General features: G+C 54.7%; 15 protein-coding genes. 6 read left to right on the top strand and 9 right to left on the bottom strand.

Translation table 11 applies throughout. From position 1 onward, the window contains the following. Positions 1 to 306 precede the first annotated feature (306 nt). The gene (locus tag VB712_RS10460; RefSeq protein ID WP_323254506.1) at positions 307 to 2,427 is read right to left on the bottom strand and encodes a CHAT domain-containing protein; all 2,121 of its coding nucleotides are present in this window, start codon (positions 2,425 to 2,427) and stop codon (positions 307 to 309) included. A gap of 43 nt (positions 2,428 to 2,470) precedes the next feature. Next, on the bottom strand, positions 2,471 to 3,217 hold the full coding sequence (locus VB712_RS10455; protein ID WP_323254505.1) for a fatty acid desaturase: 747 nt from the start codon (positions 3,215 to 3,217) through the stop codon (positions 2,471 to 2,473). Positions 3,218 to 3,884: 667 nt separating this feature from the next. Between VB712_RS10455 and VB712_RS10450 the strand changes: the two genes are divergently transcribed. Next, the gene (locus tag VB712_RS10450; RefSeq protein WP_323254504.1) at positions 3,885 to 4,976 is read left to right on the top strand and encodes a GUN4 domain-containing protein; all 1,092 of its coding nucleotides are present in this window, start codon (positions 3,885 to 3,887) and stop codon (positions 4,974 to 4,976) included. 74 nt (positions 4,977 to 5,050) lie between these two features. Here VB712_RS10450 and VB712_RS10445 read toward each other — a convergent pair whose 3' ends face one another. From VB712_RS10445 to VB712_RS10435, 3 genes are all read right to left on the bottom strand, one after another. Further along, the gene (locus VB712_RS10445; protein WP_323254503.1) at positions 5,051 to 6,238 is read right to left on the bottom strand and encodes a hypothetical protein; all 1,188 of its coding nucleotides are present in this window, start codon (positions 6,236 to 6,238) and stop codon (positions 5,051 to 5,053) included. A 71-nt stretch (positions 6,239 to 6,309) separates the two neighbouring features. Then, positions 6,310 to 7,461 (bottom strand): RRXRR domain-containing protein, encoded by a 1,152-nt coding sequence (locus VB712_RS10440; protein ID WP_416236315.1) that lies wholly within the window; start codon positions 7,459 to 7,461, stop codon positions 6,310 to 6,312. A gap of 345 nt (positions 7,462 to 7,806) precedes the next feature. Then, positions 7,807 to 8,742 carry an isoaspartyl peptidase/L-asparaginase gene (locus VB712_RS10435; RefSeq protein ID WP_323254501.1) on the bottom strand — a complete coding sequence of 312 codons (936 nt, stop codon included), beginning with the start codon at positions 8,740 to 8,742 and terminating at the stop codon, positions 7,807 to 7,809. Between the two features lie 168 nt (positions 8,743 to 8,910). On the opposite strand from VB712_RS10435, the gene VB712_RS10430 reads away from it, so the two are divergent. Both VB712_RS10430 and VB712_RS10425 read left to right on the top strand, forming a co-directional pair. Continuing rightward, the gene (locus VB712_RS10430; protein WP_416236314.1) at positions 8,911 to 9,627 is read left to right on the top strand and encodes a D-alanyl-D-alanine carboxypeptidase family protein; all 717 of its coding nucleotides are present in this window, start codon (positions 8,911 to 8,913) and stop codon (positions 9,625 to 9,627) included. Further along, complete coding sequence (locus VB712_RS10425; RefSeq protein WP_323254499.1) at positions 9,624 to 10,430, top strand: SWIM zinc finger family protein; 807 nt, start codon at positions 9,624 to 9,626, stop codon at positions 10,428 to 10,430. The genes VB712_RS10430 and VB712_RS10425 overlap by 4 nt, the downstream gene beginning before the upstream one ends. Before the next feature lie 65 nt (positions 10,431 to 10,495). Here VB712_RS10425 and VB712_RS10420 read toward each other — a convergent pair whose 3' ends face one another. Then, on the bottom strand, positions 10,496 to 10,693 hold the full coding sequence (locus VB712_RS10420) for a hypothetical protein (RefSeq protein ID WP_323254498.1): 198 nt from the start codon (positions 10,691 to 10,693) through the stop codon (positions 10,496 to 10,498). 252 nt (positions 10,694 to 10,945) lie between these two features. On the opposite strand from VB712_RS10420, the gene rseP reads away from it, so the two are divergent. Together rseP and nth are read left to right on the top strand one after the other, a co-directional pair. Then, entirely contained in the window at positions 10,946 to 12,046 is a 1,101-nt protein-coding gene (rseP, locus tag VB712_RS10415) for an RIP metalloprotease RseP (RefSeq protein WP_323254497.1), read from the top strand. Continuing rightward, on the top strand, positions 12,047 to 12,703 hold the full coding sequence (gene nth / locus VB712_RS10410) for an endonuclease III (RefSeq protein ID WP_323254496.1): 657 nt from the start codon (positions 12,047 to 12,049) through the stop codon (positions 12,701 to 12,703). A 364-nt stretch (positions 12,704 to 13,067) separates the two neighbouring features. Here nth and VB712_RS10405 read toward each other — a convergent pair whose 3' ends face one another. After that, a complete protein-coding gene (locus VB712_RS10405) occupies positions 13,068 to 14,417 on the bottom strand; it encodes an N-acetylmuramoyl-L-alanine amidase (RefSeq protein ID WP_323254495.1) in 1,350 nt (449 codons plus the stop codon). Positions 14,418 to 14,583: 166 nt separating this feature from the next. Here VB712_RS10405 and dnaG point away from each other — a divergent pair, with 166 nt between their 5' ends. Beyond that, the gene (gene dnaG / locus VB712_RS10400; RefSeq protein ID WP_323254494.1) at positions 14,584 to 16,515 is read left to right on the top strand and encodes a DNA primase; all 1,932 of its coding nucleotides are present in this window, start codon (positions 14,584 to 14,586) and stop codon (positions 16,513 to 16,515) included. A gap of 425 nt (positions 16,516 to 16,940) precedes the next feature. Here dnaG and VB712_RS10395 read toward each other — a convergent pair whose 3' ends face one another. Together VB712_RS10395 and VB712_RS10390 are read right to left on the bottom strand one after the other, a co-directional pair. After that, positions 16,941 to 17,240 carry a hypothetical protein gene (locus VB712_RS10395; RefSeq protein ID WP_323254493.1) on the bottom strand — a complete coding sequence of 100 codons (300 nt, stop codon included), beginning with the start codon at positions 17,238 to 17,240 and terminating at the stop codon, positions 16,941 to 16,943. A gap of 70 nt (positions 17,241 to 17,310) precedes the next feature. After that, the coding region (locus tag VB712_RS10390; RefSeq protein WP_323254492.1) for a Uma2 family endonuclease at positions 17,311 to 17,617 on the bottom strand (307 nt) is incomplete at its 5' end.

Here is a 17,617-nt window from a genome sequence, read left to right as displayed (position 1 = left end):
AACTTTTGCGCGAGACGCAAGCAACGCTTCAGGAGAATCGACCTCTACTTTGGCTGGAGTCATCCTGTCTGAGCAAGTTGGCTCGTTGAGTGAAGAATCCCCGTCGCTTTAGCGCGGGGAGTGTCAATAACCATTCTGTTCGGAATAAGGCTATGGGGGCGAAAAATTTTTCGCCCCTACGCAGATCGACAATACAAGCAGACTCCATTCCGGTGTTATCTCGCTGCTGATTTATGCCAAATCAAAACCGCTGTTGCCGAAGTTCTAACCCTCTGCTGTCCGTTGCCCGTTGCCCGTTCCCCAATCTCAAGAATTTAACTCCTCCCAAGCGGCAATCATGGCAGGAGTCCAGAGCCAATGCTGACTGAGGGCTTGGGTTTGGAAGCTGCGGGGGTGGGCGTTGAGGACTTGGCGGCGGAGGGCGGTGGCTTGGCGGGTGAGGGTGCTGGCTTGGTCGGGGTTGGCTTCGGCGGCGATCGCAGTTAAACCGAGGGCGAGACCGGCGTAGGGCATTTGGGTTTCGGGATCATTGGGGGGGGCTTGTTCTTCGAGGCGGGCAATCGCCTCGTACCAAGCCTGGTTAGCGAGATTGATTAAGCCTTCGCTGTAGTAGGCAAACCCTAAGGCGGTTTGATAGTGGGCATTATCGGGGGCGGCTTTAACGGCGGTTTCCCAATAGCGACGGGCATCACTGGGGCTATAGCGGGGATTATCTAACAGGGCGGATTGCCAGGCGAGGCGACCCCGCAGGAAACTAACGGCGGGCTGATCCAATTGGTCGGCGGGGATGGCGGCCAGGGCGGATTCTGCAAGGGGGAGAGCATTGCGATCAAGCAACGCTGTCACCGCCTGTAGCCCCTCGGTTAAATTCCCCCCATTCAAGGCTTCAATGGCAAAACTGGTGAGTCGCTCACTGCTTACTTCCCCAAAATTATCCCCATCGGGAGAAGCAACCACCACATTGGGGGGATTCGCTCCCCACTGCTGGATCAGCCAGCCGCCGGTTATCGCGAGGATAATCGCCCCCAATCCCCCCGCAAGGTAGGGCCACAGGGGGCGCGATCGCTTGGGTTCCTCCGGCTTGGGGGCAGGCTTGATAATAATCGGGGTGGGTTCAGCCTTGGCAAGAGCGGACTCGCCGTTCAGATCGGGAAAAATTTCTCCCATGAGGGCGGCCATGTCTGCATCGGCGGCGGGATCGGCGGTGACGAGTTCTGGCTCCGGGGCTTGGGCCATTTCCGTTTTCAACCAAGCCGGAAGTCTATCCTCGTCGCTCTCTGCATCCATGGGGGCGATCGCATAGGTCAGGCTACTGTGGAGCATCGGGTTGAGGTACAGAATCGGTAATGCCCAATAGAGTTGCCCTGAGCCATAGGCGGAGAGCAAACCTTGACGCATCCGACTGACGCAGAGATCGAGGGGATGCCCTAGGCTCAAATTGCGGTAGAGCAATTGGGTGAGGGTGAGGGCCACCGCGTCGGGGATTTCCTCCGCCATGGCCAACACCGCCGGAACCCCCTGCTGTACTAACGCTTGGGCTAGGTTGCGCTCCTGGGGTTGGGCGAAGATATTCGGGCCGCTGCGACAGGAATTAAAAATTGCCCCTTGGATGCCGTTGTTGCGGAGTAGGCCCGCTAAATCATCCCCTGTGAGGGACTCCGTGAGGCCGGTGAGGGGATTCACCAGGGCTAAATCTCCCCCAGTGGAGCCGAGGCTACTGTGGCCGGCGTAGTGGAAGAGGTCATAGTTGCCCTGTTCGAGGGCTTGGGTGAGGGCTTCCCGGCCGGGCTGTTCGAGGATTTTCAGCGTGATCGGTGTGGGTTGGGCTTGGCTGAGTTCCTGCCGGAGGTGTTGGACTTCTTGGCCGAGGGTGAGGCTTTGCTGATCGTGGGGTTGGGCGATCGCCATCAACACCTTCAGCGGTTGGGCTGTCCCTTGGCCCCCCGTGGCTCCTTCGCCAATGGTTCCCGCCCCATAGCGAGAAAATAACACATCTGTTCCCGTTGCCAACGGGCGAAAGCGGCCACCATTGTTGCCCTGGGGGGGAGCTTGTAACACTTCCCAGGGCAAACAGGGGAGGCGATCGCCCTTCAACCCTAAGCGCAACCGCAGGCTCCCCTGTTGATGATAGGCAATACTTTGGGCTGCAATCCAGCTATCCCGCACCGTCGCGGTAAACAGATGGTGATAAAGGTCTTGGCCCAACGTGAGCAAATCCGGCGGCGGGTTGTGGCTTTCCGGCTCCGGTTGGAGGAATTGCACCAAAGGATCCGCCATTAATTGCCGCGTTAAATTCAGCCAGCGCTCCACGGGCCAATCCACCTGCTCCTCCGCTAAGGGAACCCCTGGCTCCACCTTTTCTGTGCGGATTAAATAGCGATCGCCCCCCAAGGGCGTAACCGACAGTTGAAAATCAAGAATCTTCATCGCACCCCTACCCCGCCGTCATCAACAACTCTAAGAGCGTAGATCACGACGCGGGAAAACGATGGTAGGCAGGGAGGTAATACCACGGCACATGGGGATACTCATGATGTTCCCAATGGTAGCCAAAATGATAGCAGGCTAACAATGACCAGAACACCGGCAGGTGGAGCGTCGTAGCACGGTGGATGTTTTGATGCCCGGCGGGAGGCTCACAATGGGGGAGATAAATGCCAATGAAAAACAGTTGCATTGAGCTAATCAGGTTGGGAATCACCCAAAATAGCAACAGATTGCTAAAGGGAACATGACCGAAATGATGGAAGCCATGGAACAGCACCGTCATGCCGATCAACACCACCCAACGCTGGGTTCCTTGCAGGTAATCCCATAGAAATTGCCCATACCAGAGAGCGGGGTTGCCTTCGGCATTGCTGTAGTAGTCGGGATCGGCTTCGGTGGCGGGGTGGGCGTGGTGTTGGAGGTGTTTCTCCCGCATCACGGGATAGAGAAAGAGGGCATACAGCGCCATGGCGATCGCCCCAATCCCATCATTCACCCAACGGCGGGGCGGAAACACCGTGCCATGGATGGCATCATGGGCGGTGATAAACAGCCCCGTATGGCAAAACGTCCGAAATGCCATCAGCAGCAGGATTAACCACCCCGGTAGCAGGGCGATATCCAGTTGTAGGCAGGCGATCCAACTGCCCAGGTAGAGCGTGATAATCAGGAGGGCAATGGCTAAACCCAGCCAAGGCGAGAAGGAGGGGGAGGAAAGGGCAGGGGACAAGCGAGAGAGGTTCCTTAGAAATCGAGTTCCCTTCAGTTTACCCTGAGGGCTGAGGGGTGGATCAGCGCGGGGCGATCTGATGTTGCACCACTAGCATTAAGAAGCACAAAATTGTAAAGTTTCGTAAAAAAGGATTGTGCTCTTCCCAACGGGGGTGATACTTTATATTCAAGAACACAAAAGAGGTTAATTCCCTCGATTTAAAGAGATTGAAGGCAGTGTTCTCCCCCTCTCAATCACCCCATCATTCTCGTTGACACAATAGTAGTTGCACAATAGGGTGGCGATCTTCTTCAGGTTTTGCTAACGACCCTGAGAACCACAATCCCCACATCCGAAAAGGTGAACGCACTGCTAGAAGCTGAACAGTAATTATGGGAATCTGTAAACCATTAGTTAGTCATTTTCTTTTCTTTTGAACGCATTGTTAACCATTTTTAACGTTTTTCCTTTCGATTCTAGTCATTCAATCAACAAAACCTAAAACCCACCTGGCATCAAGTCCTTTATCGACTGCTTTCCTTTTGATGCACCTACGGTGGGTTTTAACTTGTCTATACCCTGAGCACGAGCAAAACTGTCACAACCGCCAGAAAATTGCCACGGAGAAGGAATAACTTTGCTTTGAGCACAAAGCATAATAATCCGATTTTGCAAGGGGTTGATGATGTATAGGTTTACTTTGAAGCCGTTAGGCTGGATGGGGGCGATCGCCCTCCTCACTGCGATCGCTCCCCCGGTAGCAGCCCAAAACAATGGCTCACGGCTTACCTGCCAAACCAGGGCAACGCTCAATCCGGGGGTAACGTTAAACTATCGAATCACGGGGAGTTTGCTGGAAGGAGCGGCCCAACCTCAAGAGCTAGCAGCGGCAGCCGGTTTGGCCCTAACGGTGCAATGGTACGATCGCAACGGCCAACTGCAAACCCTCCTGAGGAATGCTGTGTTGAACAATGATCCCCAGTTGGCTCCTGGTGGGGATTATCGTCAATTGCCCTTTGAAGCCCCTTTTCGCCCTCAACGCCACAGGGGCGATCTCCTCTACGCGACCCCCGCTTCTGTCCATGGCCTTTACGTGAGTTTGCGGCCCACCAACGAACAGCCTCAGCAGATTCAGATCGTTCATGCTTTGCGCTCTGGGGAATATGTGCGATCCAGGGTGGGGACTTGCCAGAGTGAAGTTCCTGAGATGGATCGTCTTGTTGATGAACAGTTGCGGCGGTTACAAGCACGACTCGAAGCCCAGGACTGGGCCGAGGCGGATCTGATCACGCGGCGGTTATTGGCTCCAGGGTCAACGCCAAACCCCCCCTTTAATACCGTTCTGCTTTCACCAGAGCAGATTCGCACCATTGATCAACTTTGGCATCGGGCCAGTAATGGCCGGTTTGGTCTATCGGTGCAGTTGCGGGTTTGGCAGCAGATGCGGGCGGCTCATCCTCGCAATTCGGAAGCGGCGGTGAATGGGTTGCGCGATCGCCTCGGTTGGCAACTCAAGACCCCCCGCGCTGAGGAGGATTTTATCAGTAGTGACTGGTTGAATGAGTCGGAATTGACCTATTCCTTAACGGCTCCGGTGGGGCATTTGCCCTGGGTGGGTGTGTCTGATGCCGTGGTGCAAGCCGTTGCCGTGCCGCCGCCAGGGGTACATTGTGGGGTTTGTACCGTTGATGCCATGCAACTGCGCTATGACCGATTCTATCAATACATTCCGCAACGGATGGAGCAGGTGGAGCCTTGGTTGTTGCGGGGGAATTAGGGGAATTAGTTTCTGGGGGGCGGCGATCGCCCCATAGCCCATCAAACAACAGGGGCGATCGCCAACCTCAAACCCTAGAGCGTGAAGTCCGGTTTAAACCCAAACGTGAGGGGGTTGGCCGGGTGGTATTGGGCGAAATAATCCGCTGCGGTGGGGGTAACGTTGAAAACTGTCGTTTCCGGGGCTAGCTCCGCCACCGGAACCCCCGTTTCCGCCGTGAGCAACGGTTCCCAATCGGTAAACATCCCGGTAAACTCCGTTGCCAGATCGGTAAACGTCAGCGCGACCCGCTCAAAGTCGAAAAAGTGAGCATTGCCAAGGAAAACATCAGAGGCCAGGCGATCGCTAAAGAACTGAAGTCCTAAATCCGCGAAATTCGTCGCCATTGCGCCCATGTCCAGGGCAGCAAAATCCAGCGTTGGCGTTGTGGCATCAAACGTGGATAAGGCAAACTCACGGCTGAGGCTGACGGCCTCCCAGGCGGTGGAATTGCGGGGGGCGTTGGGGTTGCGATCGCTAAAATACTGATAATCCCCCAGATCCGGCAAAGGGGTGAGGGTAATCAGCGGCGAATCCAAAGCCAGGGGCCGGGTCGAGCCGGTGATCTCGCGGCGAATTTGCTGTAAATCCTGCTCTAGTTTTTGCAACAGGGGGGCTGTATCCCGCCGTTGGGATGAAGATGCCGGGGGTTGTTGGGCTAGAACGGGGTTGGATTCCTGCCGAACCATCGGTTCAGCCTCTAGGACGGCAGAACGAGCCGTGCGGGTCGTGATTTGCTCCGGTGCGCCAGCGGTTCTTTGGCGGTTTTGCTCACTGGAGGGGGCAATTAGTTCCTCAAAACTCCGACCATCGCGGATTAAAGATTCCGGCGGTGTGGCGCGGATGGTCGCCCGTTGGCTGGGGGTTTGCGGGTTGATGGCCGCTCGCAGGGTTGGGTCTTGTTCGATGAAGGCGGGAGCATGATTACTGGGGGCTGGTGTCACCTCAGGCACAGGGGGCAATGGCCCTTGATAGGCCGTCGCGGGAGCCAAGGGCGAAAACTCCACCGAAGGCGTTGGCTCCACTTCCACAATCACGGTATCTTGCAGCAAACTCGGCTGGGCCGTGGCCATGGCATCGCGATCAACCTGAGCCAATTGCAGCGATTCCCCCGTTAATTCCTCCGGGGGCAGTGAGTCCACCGCTTGGGCCCCGGTGCTCCCGAGGGCAACCCAACCCAGGGCGGCGGTGGTGGAATAGGTCATAAACCAGAATTTTGTCATCACAAACTCCTTGTGGAACCCCCACCTCGCACCGTAGGTGGGAGAGGAAACAAGCGTCAATCAGTGGGGTATTAAACCCCGCTGATTGACAATCTCTGCGGGCAACTGACTAAAATGCCCGTGGTGCGATAGAGTAGCTTAACTTTGCCAACACTGAACTGCCCAATGCGCTTCCAGGTAAACCCAGAAACAGAAACCTGCCGAGCCGTATCTCCACTCACATAGCCCACTGAGACGCGACCTGCCATCTCAGCCCGCACCAGATCCCCCTTCCGGAATCCATGGCGGGTCACTGTGCCTCCATATTTGCGACGTACCCCCTTCTTCGCTGGAACCATGAGATGCAATTGCCTACGACTGATTGGTGGGCGTTTAATCACCACAAATGGGGCAGATGTCAGCTTGACCTGGCCAAACCAAAGACAACCGTGACTCCGTTGGCGGTGGAAAGGGTGATACTCGACGAAGTATCCACAAGCTAAAGCAATACCATCTACTGCATGAGTTTGGGGGATTTGTAACCCTTTATCCTGAGACTTTTTCAATCCCAAGAAAGAGCGCAGTTGAGATGTTCCATTACCATCCTTCTGCCACCCGTAGCGAGTATAGACAGGCGCAATCTGCTCCATTCTTTCAATGGCGTAGGCTTGCCCTACCATGACCGGCGAGAAACCCTTCCCCGATTTTGCCCCCCTTCGACCTGAGGTTAAGTCCACATCAGCGCAAACTTTCTCATAGCCAATGGCAGCAATGGGGAACAGTCGAGATAGCCCCTGAACAACCCGAAACTCCATGTCTCGGTTGGCTCGGATACTGGGAGCAACCCTCTTCTGCCTACGGTTGTTAAATCGCTGTTGGCGATGATTCCGTAATGGGAAGGGTAAATCCCGATTAATCCGACGACTGCGGCGAGAACGTCGTAGCATTCTACGATTATCCATCCGCTCCCGTACCTTGGGGTAGGGGAGTTCCAGGTGAGACTGGAATAAAGTGGCTTTAGCCGATTGAACGGCAATTCCTGAATAGAGTTTGCCGGGATCGACACCAACGACGATGGGTTGAGTTTTGCGACCCGATGGCTCCGTTTTCAGGCGCACGGCCTTAATGCGGAGATTAGTTTTTACCCATTGGGCCTTGCCTTGAGCTACCCACCGTTGAGCGCGATGGAGCTTGGTGGGCATGGCGGGAGTACCATCAGGGTTTTGGACGGGGATGCGTTGCATGGAAGATAATTCCAAAACTACAGGTCTCTTAAGCCAGTGAGTATGGTGTGTCTGGGCTGACCCCACTCCCTGAGATTCCAGGGCCTTACAGATAATCCGATTTAGAGAAGCAACCGGAAGTGTTGCCGTACTCACCTTGGTGGCCTATTCGCAGCTACGACCGGGTTATCTCCGGTCACTCCCCCACCTTGGTGGATACCAGGTGGGGGTCATTAAACACAGGTGTCCCTCTTGAGTGTGAGATTGAAAGCCCGTTCCTGAAATCTGGTAAGGAGCTATTTAGCGAATTTTCACGATTCGTTGGCAGTGATTTCACCCATTTTAGCCCGTTCACCGCAGATATCCCTAGGTCGTTTGGCCGGTTAGGTCTGGGCCAGTCCACTCCAAGGTATCACCGATGTTTTCACCATTATGATAAGCCGCTAACAAAACCTCACTGGTTTTCCCCCAAGCCAGGGTACCATCGGCGGCGAGGGCGATCGCCCCCAAATCCCGCCCATTGCCCTGAGCCTCCGCCATGGATTTCGCCATCGCCTCGGCCAAGCTCAAACCATCCCCGACGCGAATGACGATTTTCGCCGCCAAACATTCATCAATGATATCCTCGCCAATGCCGGTACAGCTTACCCCGGCTTGACGGGTGGCATAGTTCCCGGCGGGCATGGCGGAATCGCTGACCCGGCCGATGCGCTCAAACCCTTTGCCGCCGGTAGAAGTTCCCGCGACAATTTGCCCCTGCTGATCCAGAGCCACCACGCCAATCGTCCCCCGGCCCGGTTCGCTGTGTTCCGCCTCAGCAATCACGCCGGCCATGTCCTTATTAAAATCCCCCTTCCGCTCTAAAAGCCATTCCTCTAAACGGAGATCCGTGAGGGGGTTATAGATGGGCAGTTGCAATTCTCGCAGTAGTTCCGCTGCGCCGTAGTCAGAAAGGACGCGATCGCTCTCCCCTTGGAGGGTTTGGGCTAACTGAATCGGGTTTTGCACCCGCGCCACATTGATCACACCACTAAACCGCTGGGCTGTGCCATCCATCAGCGCCGCACTCATGCGAATTTGGCCATCGGATTGCAGCACAGACCCCGTACCGGCATTAAACCGGGGATGATCTTCTAAAAGTTGACAACCTTGCACCACGGCATCTAAAGCCGTTTTGCCCTGACAAAGATCCTGATACACCGTCGCCACAATTTCATGGAGAGCTTGACGCACCACCGCTAAACCGCCTTTGCCCTTGAGCGAACTGCCCGCCCCACCGTGAATAATTAATTTAGGTTGCATGATGCCCTGTCGAAAAGATCACAATCCAGAAGTTTGCCTTGCTGATCTTATCGCTTCTTGGGTTAGAGTTTTAGGGGAGTGCGCGATCGCCCCGCGCTCTTCACTGTTGCGATTTTGCTGGAGCAAACATCTGTGCCTAAACAGCCGCAAAAATCCCTCCTGGACTCCATGGATGAGATTCCCATTGCCCAGCGAGATCTCCCCGATGCTTCCCCCTCGGTTCCTTGGGGGCGAATTGTCGTGGGGATATTGTTGGCGGTGGGGGCGATCGCCGCCGCTGTCGGCCTCTGGCTAGCCCAACTTACGCCGGAAACTGTCACCGAAACAGAGCCGGAACCGGAGCCAGAAGCTGCCCCCATTGAAAATGTGCTGGGGCATCTTCCCTATGAGGATGCGGGGGAAAGCGATCTGGTCAACATCACCGCCGACGGTGGGATCCGACTTCGTACCGCCGCTGCTGCCCGTTATCAGGAAATGAGCGAAGCCGCCCGCCGCGAAGGGGTGCTTTTAGCAGCCCTCTCCGGCTATCGCACCAAAGCCCAACAGGATTATCTCTTTTTTCAAATCAAAGAGCAGCGCAACCAACGCCCCAGTGAGCGAGCCGAGGTGAGCGCCCCCCCTGGGTTTAGTGAGCACCATACCGGCTATGCCATTGATATTGGCGATGCCAACGTGCCAGCGACTCACCTCAGCCCCCAATTTGAAAATACCCCCGCCTTTGCCTGGCTGGAAACCAATGCTGCCCGCTATGGCTTCGAGCTTTCCTTTCCCCGTAATAACCCCCAAGGCATTGCCTATGAGCCTTGGCATTGGCGATTTGTGGGGGATATGGATAGCCTCGAAACCTTTTACCGTGCTCAAAATTTACCCCCGATCAATCCATGAGTTATGAACTAGAAAACCGTGAATGGTGGGTGGAGCGATGGTTAGAACTCCTCGATTCCTATCGGTTTAAAAAACGTTTGGAACGGGCCCGCCGCTATTCTATGGAAGGGAATGTTTTAAGGATTGAATTTAAAGGCGTGCGGGTGGTGGCTGAGGTGCAAGGCAGCGAAGCAGAACCCTATGAGGTTTCTCTGTCCCTCAATCCCTTTAGCAATGAAGATTGGCGGTATGTGATTACAACGATGGCGGAAAAGTCGCTTTATTCGGCGCAATTGTTGGCGGGGGAGATGCCCGCTGAAATTGAGGATGTATTTACCGCCAATGGGTTAAGCCTGTTCCCTTTTACATTGTCGGAAATTCATTCCCGTTGCACCTGTCCCGATAAGGCTAATCCTTGCAAACATATTGGCGCAGTTTATTACCAGTTGGGCGATCGCTTCAGTGAAGATCCCTTTGTGCTGTTCCAACTGCGGGGCCGCACAAAAACGCAGATCCTCGAAGCCCTGCGCCAATTGCGAGGGAAGGGCAGCGGCGAAGGGCGTAAAGCGAAGAAAAATACCAAAAAAGGCAATAGCAAACACAACAAAATCCCCCTCGTGATGCGGCGATTTTGGTCTTATGCAGAACCTTTAGATACTTCCTTAGTGGTGATCACTCCCCCTGAAGACCAGCAGACGATCCTCGATCGCCTCGGCCCCATCCCCCTGCCCACCTCGGAGGCTCGCTTGCTCCACAGTGCGATGATTGAAGCCTATGGGCAAATTCGTCAACAGGCAATGATCACAGCGTTAAATCGGGATTAGGGATATGACTGTAGGGGCGAAAAATTTTTCGCCCCCATAGGGATTCAGCTCTACATCGAGATGCGTTAACGGCCGCCGCGAATCGTCAGGGTGGGTTGCCATTCGCTGGCTTCGTGGTTGGGGCTGCCGTTGGTTACAACTTGGGCGAGGGGGAGCAGGACTAAGAGGGCAACAATGCCACCACCACAGGCGATCGCCGCCCATTCTAGGGGGGTGCGACGATTGGGGGTTTGGCGTTCAAATTTTGCATAGGTGTGCAGCATGGTTTCAGTCCCTCCGGTGGATTGCTTTCTTTAGTGTAAATAATTTTGGGGCTAAATTGTATTGTTTGTTACCATTTTTGAAAAAATGGTTTAAATCGATACGGACAGCGATGCCAAAATCATCCTCAAACTGACTGGGGGGGAGAGGGCTGCAACGCTGCCGTTACAATTTGTGAAGATGTGTCACAATGAAAATCAGGTTTGCGCTAATTCCCGTTTTTGCACAGATTCACAGATTTAAAGATTTAACCTATGTCCGTTTTGGCTGCGATCGCCGTTTTGGGTTTGCTTATTGTGGTTCATGAATTTGGCCACTTTGCCGCCGCCCGGCTGCAAAATATCCATGTCAACCGCTTTGCCATTGGCTTTGGCCCCGTGCTGTTGCGCTACCAGGGGCCGGTCACGGAATACTCCCTTCGCGCCTTACCCCTAGGGGGGTTTGTGGGGTTTCCCGACGATGACCCGGAGAGTGAAATTGAGCCGAATGATCCGAACCTCTTGCGCAATCGCCCCATTTTGGATCGGGCGATCGTCATGTCTGCCGGTGTCATCGCCAACTTTATCCTCGCCTATTTGCTGATCGTCACGCAAATTGCCACCGTCGGCATTCCCCAAATCCATTACGACGCTGGCGTAGTGGTTCCCGAAGTGATGGTTAATGGTGAAATTAATGCCGCGCAAATTGCGGGATTACAATCCGGAGATATTATCCTTGCCGTCAATCAGGAACCCCTAGAAGCCTCCAGCGAAGCGGTGCGCACCTTGATGCAGCGGATCCAAGCTTCTCCCAATCAACCCCTCACCCTCACCGTTAAACACAATCTCGAAACCCTCAACCTCAAAATCACCCCCCAACCGGGAGCCGATGGCGCAGGGAAAATTGGCGTGACCCTTTCCCCCAACCAAACCGTCACCCGCACCCCCGCCAGTCTCCTCACCGCCTTCACCAGCGGCGCAAAGGAATTCCAACGCCTCACCAGTCTCGTATTTCGGGGTTTTGGTTCCCTCTTCCTCAATTTCCAAGAAACAGCGGGTCAGGTGGCTAGCCCGGTGAAAATTGTCGAAATTGGCGCGACCTTGGCCAATTCCGATCTGAGCAATTTATTTCAGTTTGGGGCGTTGATCAGTATTAACCTGGCGATTTTGAATATTTTGCCCCTGCCGGCCCTCGATGGCGGTCAGTTGGCCTTTTTACTCATCGAAGGGTTGCGGGGTAAGCCAGTACCAGGGCGGATTCAGGATGGGATTATGCAAACGGGGATTGTCCTGTTGATGGGCTTGGGGGCGTTTTTAATCATCCGCGATACCGCCAACCTCGCGGTGATCCAAGACCTGTTCCAAGAACGTCCCTAGATGGTTAAAGCCAGCCAGAAGCAACGGGCGACGGAACTGCTGTTGCGGTTACATCGCCTCTATCCCGATGCCACCTGTAGCCTTGATTATGGGTCAATTCTGCAACTGATGGTGGCGACGATCCTTTCCGCCCAATGCACCGATGAGCGGGTCAATCAGGTTACGCCGGCCCTATTTGCGCGGTTTCCCGATGCGATCGCCTTTGCGGGGGGCGATCGCCTTGAAATCGAAACCCTAATCCATTCCACGGGTTTTTACCGCAACAAAGCCAAGCACATCCAGGGGGCTTGTCAAAAAATCATCACTGATTTTGGTGGCGAAGTCCCCCAAACCATGGCCGAACTGCTGACGCTCCCCGGTGTAGCCCGCAAAACCGCCAACGTCGTCCTCGCCCACGGCTTTGGCATCAACCAAGGCGTAACCGTTGATACCCATGTCAAACGCCTCAGTAATCGCCTCGGCCTCACCACCCACAGCGATCCCGTCAAAATCGAGCGGGATTTAATGAAACTCATCCCCCAACCGGAATGGGAAAACTGGTCAATTCGTCTCATTTACCACGGCCGGGCGGTGTGCAAAGCCAGGCAACCGGATTGCGGGGGCTGTGGGTTGGTGGATCTTTGTCCGGAGGGGATGGGCAACGGCGAACAGATGTAGAGTGGGCAACTGAATTACAGAACCCCCCTTTTTTAAGGGGGGGCAGGGGGGGATCCCGCTCCGGCGGAAATGCAAAACCCCCGTGCTTAACCTGATGCTCATGATCCCCCCGGCTACGCCGGCCCCCTTAAAAAGGGGGCTTAAGGGTAGAGTGGGCAACTGAATTACAGAACCCCCCCTTTTTAAGGGGGGGCAGGGGGGGATCCCGCTCCGGCGGAAATGCAAAACCCCCGTGCTTAACCTGATGCTCATGATCCCCCCGGCTACGCCGGCCCCCTTAAAAAGGGGGCTTAAGGTCGGAACCCCCCCCTTTTTTAAGGGGGGGCAGGGGGGGGATCCCGGTCGTTATCAGGGGATGAGGGGATTAGATTAGATCGGCGGATTCGTAGAGACGGCGCAGGATGGCGAGGATCTTCTTGCCATAGTCCAAATCCGAAGACCATCGGCCAGAGAGTTGATCCACCAAAGGCGCAATGCCACGGGTGACAAACCGGAAGCGGGGATCCACCACATCCTGCACCAAGGGTTCCAAATTGGCATAGGCTTTCAGGTGTTGGATGTGGGCCCGTACCCCCATTTGAGCACTGGGGAACGTCGCCCCCTGGGCCCCACCGCCGACAGCCCCTAAATCCGCAAAGTTATTCTGCGCCGGTTTCACATCCCCCCCAAAACGGAGAAAATTCGTGGCCAAGCACATTTGGCAGAAGGCAATATCATAATTCATCCCTTCCACTGTGGCTTCTTCCCGGTAGAGCTTGGGCAGATCGGGGAATTCCGCCAGGGCGTTTTCATTGTTGGCCTTGAGGAACATGATTAACTGCACCTCCGAGGTGTTGCCATGGCCGACGATGCGATCGAACATACCGGGACAAATTTGGGTAATGGAGCGCAGCACGACGGTACGGCTGGGATTATCCCAACCCACATTAATCGTGAAGTCCCGCAATTCAATGGCTTTGGCATAAACCACACCGCGATACTGAACCAGGCGGGTTTGGGGCCGTTGGCTGAGGTCAACCCCCAGGCGATCGATCAGATCGATGGGAATGAAAGCGTTGTTATTGATTAAAATGCCCTGTTCGCCGTAGTCTTGGCCATTGATGCGGATATTAATCACCGGATGGCTCTGCTCCACTGAGGGGGCCGTCCCGGTAACTTCCCGACTCCAAGCTTCTAAACCATCGACAATCCCTAGGGCCATATCCCGCCGCCGGTTGAGGATCAAGGCGCGGTCATCGGGGTTGCTTAAAAAGCCCACTTCCAAAAGCAGCGAGGGAATCGCCACTTGGCGACAGAAGGTCAAGTGACCAACACCTGTGGCGGTGTCGGGTTTAGAGCCTCGGCTGGGAAGTTGGGGGAGACGACGGATCAGGGCCAGCAGGAGCATATCCCCATGTTTTTTGCGTTCGGCGTTACCGGCAATGTAGTAAGCTGTTGCCCCACGGGTGGCGGGGTTGGATGAGGAGTCGGCGTGAATTTCCAGGGCCACATCCCCTCGACGGGCGCGGCTGTTGATCCAGATGATGGTCTGCTCTAAACTCAAGGTATCGGGAACAGAGAGTACCTCAAAGCCGCGCGATCGCAGCTCAGGGACAATCACATCCCGCAGCAAGATCGTCTGTTGCGCTTCGGTGGTGCCACCGGCGATCGTACCGGGATCCCAACCGCCGTTATCCAAACCACCATGGCCCGCTGAAACAAAAATCCTACCCATAGTCTTTGCTTTCTTAATCGCTAAACATCAGTTAATCATGTTTCTCAGCAAGGGAGAACGCTCACCCCGGAAGAAACCCCGCAACCTTGCCAATTCCCTGTCAGTCTAGGCTATTTTTCCGGCAAAGCCGGTGAATGTTTGGCCTTTTTTCCCTTTTTGATGGGCTATGGATATTCCCCGCCTCCACCCGGACACGATTAAAGATGTAGAAGACCGCGTTGATATCCTCGATGTGGTGGGGGAGCGGGTCGTGCTCAAAAAGCGGGGTAAGGATTATCTGGGGTTATGCCCCTTCCATGAGGAAAAGACCCCCAGTTTTAGCGTCAGTGCCACGAAGCAACTCTATTACTGCTTTGGCTGTGGGGCGGGGGGTGGGGCGATTAAGTTCTTGATGGAGTTCGGGAAGCAGTCCTTTACGGATGCGGTTTTGCATCTGGCCGATCGCTACCAGGTTTCCATTAAGACCCTGGCCCCGGAGCAGCGCCAAGCTTTGCAAGAGCAGCTTTCCCGCCGGGAGCAGTTGTATGAAATTTTAGCGGTGGCGGCGGGGTTTTATCAGCACGCCCTGCGGCAACCGGAGGGGGCAAAGGCGTTACGCTATCTCCGGGAAACGCGCCAGTTGACGGAGGAGACGATTCAAGCCTTTGGCTTGGGCTATGCGCCAGAGGGATGGGAGGCGTTGTATCGCTATTTGGTGGAGGCGAAGCGGTATCCGGTGCTGTTGGTGGAGGCGGCGGGGTTGGTGCGGCCCCGCAAGCAGGGGGAGGGGTTTTATGATTATTTTCGCGATCGCCTCATGATCCCCATTTTGGACTCCCAAGGGCGCACCATTGGCTTTGGCAGCCGTACCCTGGGCAGTGATGAACCCAAGTATCTCAATTCCCCGGAAACGGAGTTGTTTAATAAGGGGGAAACGCTCTATGGGTTGGATCGGGCGAAGGGGGCGATCGCCAAAGCCGATCAAGCGGTGATTGTCGAGGGGTATTTTGATGTGATTGCGCTCCATGCTGCTGGGTTTACCCAAGGGGTGGCGGCGTTGGGAACGGCGTTGGGGGAGAAGCAAATTAAGCAGCTTTGTCGTTATACGGAATCGAAGCAAATCATTCTCAATTTTGATGCCGATGGAGCAGGAGTTAAGGCGACGGCGCGGGCCATTGGTGAGGTGGAAACCTTAATCTATGCTGGTCAAATTCAATTACGGATTCTCAATTTACCCGGTGGTAAAGATGCCGATGAATTTTTAAAATCTAGCCCCGATGCCGTGGCTCAATATCAACAGCAATTAGCCACCGCGCCATTGTGGTTAGATTGGCAAATTGAGCAGCTTTTAATGGAGCAAGATTTGGCTCAGGCGGATCAGTTTGAGCAGGTCAGTAAAGGGATGTTGCAGTTATTGCAACGGCTCAGTGATCCCCAAAAGCGCACCTATTATGTGCATCACTGTGCTAAGGCTTTGGCCCAAGGGGATACTAAGCTCATGACTCGCTACAGTCAAGACTTAGCCCGACAGTTAAAACGGCCAAAACGGGGGCGATTGCAAGCACAGGTCAGGGGCGATCGCCATCTCCTTGAGCGGGCAGAAGCTTTACTATTATTCCTCTATCTCCACTGTCCCCAACAGCGGCAGGGGATTATTGCCGCGATGGATGAGCGGGATTTAATGTTTAGTCTTTCTCATCATCGTTTTTTGTGGCAACAAATTCTTGAGCAGGAGGAAGCAGAAGGACGGGGGGATTTGTTGCAGCGTTTACAGGCGATCGCCCTCCAATTTCCTGCCGAATTTGCCCCCCTCACTCCCCTGTTTCACCTCAATGAGCATAACCAATTGGATTTAGAGCGGGTGGGGCTATTGGTGAAGGCGGCGATCATCACCTTAGAACGGGTTAGCCATGAAAAAAATCGGGCCTATTGTCTCCAAAAATGGCAAACCCTTGACCCCAAAACTCATCCTGAACAGGTTGCCCATTACCTCAATGAATTTTATCGCCACGATCAAAAAGTGCGCGAATTGGATCAACAACGATATGCTTCTCTATTAGATGTGATCCAACCCGACTTACAGGAATGGCCGCAATCAATCGAATTGAAGGATCATTGACCGACGCTAGCAGTAATTTTGCCAATATCTTGAGGCATTGCGCCGGTTGCCAAGATGGCCCGAATGAGTGGTGTAGGGGCGAAAAATTCTTGTGCCTCCAGCAGGCTTACGCCAACACCCCTACGCAGATCAACTGCTCCCCACGTCCAGGGAATAAACTCCCTCTGTAGAAATTTCCCCAAAACCCTTTTCAACCGATTATCCTAGAATCAGATGGGGTGTATAGAATTCAGTTTTTTCACTGGGTTCATTGTTGCTAACGAATAGGTCAACCGATGCTGCCTCGCCTTTTTGGTTTCAGCCTTGTTGCCTGTGGCCTCATCACCACGCCCGCCTTCGCCCAATCCATCACCCCTAGACCCGACGGAACAGGTACAACGATTGGAGTGCGTTTAATCTCATCGGTAGCCCTTGGTAAGCATTCTTTAATCCGTCGCATCCATCCCGACGGATTCACTGCCAAAATGGGCTTGCAGTTGAGCGCGGGCGCGATCGCCATCCTGATAAATCAACTCTAATAATTCCTCTGGCTCTAACCCGATCTGCTGGGCATAAAATTTCACTTCTTGCATAATTCGCCCCTCCCCCTGGCGCAAATACATACTGAGGCAATGGCGGGCTTGAGAGGCGATCGCCCTTTGGAATCGGAAGAAAGCGAGGGCGGCCAAGAGCCGGTCTTCGTAGGGGGCGAGGGGGGCGATCGTCAGGGGTTGGGGGGAGGGCATGGGTTTTAAGGTAAAAGTGGGCGAGAGGGGGAAAGATTTTTGTGCCTCCGGCAGGCTTACGCCAACGCCCCTACCAGATGCGGGCTAAGGGTAGGATAAAGCCGGGAAGGACATCTTCCCCGGATAACTCCACCGGCTGCTCTAAACAATCCACGCCTTGGCCGGGGCGATACACCCACACTTGCTGATTTTGGGGATCAATTAACCAGCCTAACCGCGCCCCGTTGTCGATGTATTCCTGCAATTTGGCTTTTGACACTCCCCGCGCTAAAGCGACGGGGATTCTTGGTTCATCGACCGGACTTAACCGAGCAGGATTGCTCCAACCCAGCCAGAGGTCTAATCTCCCCAAGCGTATAACTTCCCGTTTGCCCCAC

The sequence above is a fragment of the Spirulina sp. CCNP1310 genome, from assembly GCF_034932185.1.
GTDB lineage: Bacteria > Cyanobacteriota > Cyanobacteriia > Cyanobacteriales > Spirulinaceae > Spirulina.
This window is presented reverse-complemented; position numbering and strand designations above follow the sequence as displayed.